The sequence below is a fragment of the Lactococcus petauri genome, assembly GCF_002154895.1.
GTDB classification, from domain to species: domain Bacteria; phylum Bacillota; class Bacilli; order Lactobacillales; family Streptococcaceae; genus Lactococcus; species Lactococcus petauri.
In genome coordinates this window covers 1-3727 of record NZ_MUIZ01000025.1, presented here as the reverse complement: position 1 = coordinate 3727, position 3727 = coordinate 1, and the positions used below count along the sequence as shown (strand labels likewise).

General features: G+C 36.6%; 3 protein-coding genes. All 3 read left to right on the top strand.

All coding sequences use genetic code 11. The annotated features are described in order from the left end of the window. Nucleotides 1-717: 717 nt before the first annotated feature. Nucleotides 718-1326: an S-layer homology domain-containing protein gene (locus tag BZZ03_RS12460; protein WP_463605576.1), complete on the top strand. Its 609-nt coding sequence runs from the start codon at nucleotides 718-720 to the stop codon at nucleotides 1324-1326. Next, nucleotides 1227-1607, top strand: a complete 381-nt coding sequence (locus BZZ03_RS12455) for an S-layer homology domain-containing protein (RefSeq protein ID WP_463605575.1) — start codon at nucleotides 1227-1229, stop codon at nucleotides 1605-1607. Before BZZ03_RS12460 ends, BZZ03_RS12455 begins: the two co-directional genes overlap by 100 nt. Before the next feature lie 175 nt (nucleotides 1608-1782). Then, nucleotides 1783-3727, top strand: a 1945-nt coding sequence (locus BZZ03_RS11615) for a SpaA isopeptide-forming pilin-related protein (RefSeq protein WP_143466352.1), incomplete at its 3' end; no start/stop codon positions are given.

Below are 3727 nucleotides of genomic sequence, written 5' to 3'. Positions count from 1 at the left end.
CCTCACATGTGAATAAGAGCCTACCCCTACCCCAACGCCAGCCCCAACACCAACACCTACCCCAACACCAGATCCAACCCCGACTCCAGCCCCAACCCCAACACCTACGGTTCATCACTGGGGACTTAATTATTTCACGCCCGATGGTGAATATATGGATGGTGGATTATTTACATCTGAAAGTGCTGCAAACGCTGCAGGTGAAGCTCTTAAAGCGGCTGGAAAATGCTCAAGCTACGGTGTATATCAACTTGATTAAAGAAAAAAAGCTATCCTGGATAGCTTTTTTGATTTTGTAGCTGATAATTACATTGAAGTAGTTATATCCCATATTGTATATCAACTAAAAAAAATAAATGAAATTTGTATTTTTCCTTTAAAACTTCCTTATATTACAAAATGGTCAATTGCCTACGTAGGTAAAATGGTCATTTTTTTTATTTTTGTAAACTGGTAAAAAAGGATAATAGTGGAGGTGCAAATATGTAGTAAAAATCTATTTTTAAAATTGAATAAAGCGGAGCAGTGGGTGCTGAATAAGTACGCGTAGAATCTCCATTATCAACTTACTTTGTCTGAGTAAAAAAAGGTTCTTTTTTTGGTTCCCTATAAAATACTGTGTGATATTATAGTGGGGTAATAAAATCCCTAGTAAGAAGAATATATATTATACTACTTTTTACAAGGAGAGAATATTCCAATTATAAGGAGTCTTTGATGAAAAGAAGAAAAAGTTTTTTACTGATGGTACTTTTATTTTGTAGTACATTTTTATTCACAAGTTTTCTCACTAAAGCTAATGCAGAATTAACAACTCAAGAAATAATTGGCGTTAAGTCAATTCGAGAAGAAAATCTTCCAAGAATTCCTGTTTCTTTAAAAGAATTACCAATAAAACATTCGGGAGAAGCGCCATATCAAGATGCTCAAGTTTCACAATTTAAAAACTATATTAACTGGGCATACAATGTAGGTATAACAACTGGGTATACACCAACGTCATACCAACCCAATTATTCTGTAACACGTGGTGAAATGGCAGTTTTTTTAAATAGACTTGCAGGTTCGCCCCGTTATTCACCTCCGTTTAACGTTTATGAAGATATTAGTCTATACAAAACTCATATTCTTTGGTTAACTGCAACAACAGTCACTAACGGAACAGCACCCTATTATAATCCGAATGGAACTGTGACACGTGGACAGATGGCTGCATTTTACACAGAATGGCAAAAGTTGCAGGAAAAGCTCCTTCAACTGCCCACTATGGTTCACCATTTAAAGATATTTCAGGTAATATTTTTGCTAATGATATTGGATGGTTAAATTCAGAGAGAATCACAACTGGTTACACACCTACTACTTTTAATCCTAATGGGAATGTAACTCGTGGAGAGATGGCTACATTTTTAAAGAGATTTTATAATAAAGTAGTTATGAAAAATCCAACACCAGTAGTTCATCATTGGGGACTTAATTACTTTACATCAGATGGGGAATATTTGGATGGTGGAATATTTACATCAGAAAGTGCAGCAAATGCTGCCGGTGAAGCACTTTTAGCAGCAGGTAAATGCTCCAGCTACGGTGTATACCAACTCGATTAAAAAGGCTATTTTTGATAGCCTTTTTCTCGTCCTCATTCAAGACGTTAAAATGATTGTAGAGAGAAGATGATGACTAATATAAGCATAAGATAAGGGTTATTAAGTTATTATTTAAAAGGTATGAATGAGAAATTCATACTTTTTCTTTTAAAATGGAAAGGAAGTAAAAATTCAAATGAATTTAAAGAAAAAAAAGAAATTACAAAAAGATTTAATGGAATCAAAAGTTACGCATTTTTCAAAGCGTAAACGTGGTAAAACTTGGGTTTACGGCTCAATGATTGTGTTCACTTTATTAGGTACAGCCTTACAAAGTAGTGGTGTTCTTGTCCAAGCTATGGGACAAGCCACACCTGATTCAAATATAATGCAAGATGTAAAAGCAAAATCCTCAGACAGTGAAGCTACGCCTATTGTTGGTGAAGACAAAAATTTAGATAATACTAAAATGATTCAACAAAATTCGAAAATATCTAAGCTAGAACTTCCAAGTTTAAATAATTCCGCAAGAACTCTCTCCAACGGTACTATTTCAGTACATACAGATAATCCTTATGCTTTTGATGCTGCTGGAAAATCTCTTGAATACCTTCAAAAAGAGCACCCTGGTACAAATAACCCTTGGTTAACTTTCCCACTTACAAATACTGGTGCTGTTACTGAAGGAAATGCACCCGGTCGAGTTTATTGCTTAGATGAAGCTAGTCCCTTAAATCCAGGTGCGTCCGCAACAACATCTAATACAGGTTCAGGTTCCGTGGGCGCAGACTGGGCTTCATTAAAACCACTGCAACGGGCTCAGTTACAGTGGATTGGCTGGCTATCATTTAATAATACTAAGGCAAGTGCTGCCACAGATGATGCGATGTATTTTGCAGCACAAATGATTATCTGGGATATTGCAAATGGAGACGGATTCCCATCATCTGCCGCAGCTTCTGAGAATCACCCTGCAAATGTCTACACACAAAATTTGAATGGTGGACACCAAAGTTATCAAGCTATTATGGATGATATGGATTATTTGATTGATCAGTATAATAGTTCTATTAAACTCCCTAAATTTGCACAGTCAGAAAAAACGATCATCCTTGGTCAGACTGCTAAATTTAGTGATTCAAACGGGGTGCTTCATAATTATAATAAAATTACAGCTACTAATAGAGCAAATGCAACTGTATCTGGCAATATGTTAAGTGTGAAGCCTACAAAGGCTGGTGTTTCAACCATAACGCTAGATAATGGTGGCATATCTGAAGATGGTCCTAATGCAAATAAGGGTGGAGTGCAGGTCTGGTTTACTAATAATACAGATGGTACGCCTGGACAAAATGTTTTATATTCAGCCAACCATCCTCAGGCAAATGTTAAAGTTAAAGTAAATGTTATTCCAGCTGCTTCAATTAAAATCACGAAGATGGATTCTGATTCTGGAAAAATCATTCCAGGTACTAAATTTATTCTTCTCAATAAAGAAGGCAAACAGGTCACAAAAGATGCAGATGGCAAAGCACTTCCAAATGGTGGTGAATTTACCACTGGGGCTGACGGAACAGTAACCATTAATAATTTAATGGCTGACCCAGAAAACCTTGCAGGTGGTGAAGCGCAAACGCCTGCTACAATTCGTGAAACCTATGTTCCTGCGCCTTACACACTTTCAAATAACTTGGTTGTCGTTGTAAATCCAGATGGAACAGCAAAAAAACCTTCTACGGACTTGCCAATCAAGGTTGTCCCTGGAACAACCGCAAGTAATCCAACAGGTGTTACTTTCTCAGACAAAAAACAAGTTCAAGCTATTAAGGTAGAGAAAACAAATAGCTTATCTGGAAATACAAACATTACAGATAACTATTCTCTTGCTGGTGCAACATTCGAAATCAAAGATAAGACTAAGGGTACTGTTGTTGGGAATTTAGTAACAGATAAAAATGGTCTCGCGGATATGGCTTCAAGTCAATATGTTGAATTGTTGAACCAAATGGAAGTTGATGACACTTATACCATTCAAGAAGTGCAAGCTCCTTCAGGTCTTGCGATTACTTGGAATGACGGTAAACCAAAAGAATTCACGCTGAAATACTCAGGGGATGATTCACAATTGGTTAACCCAGACA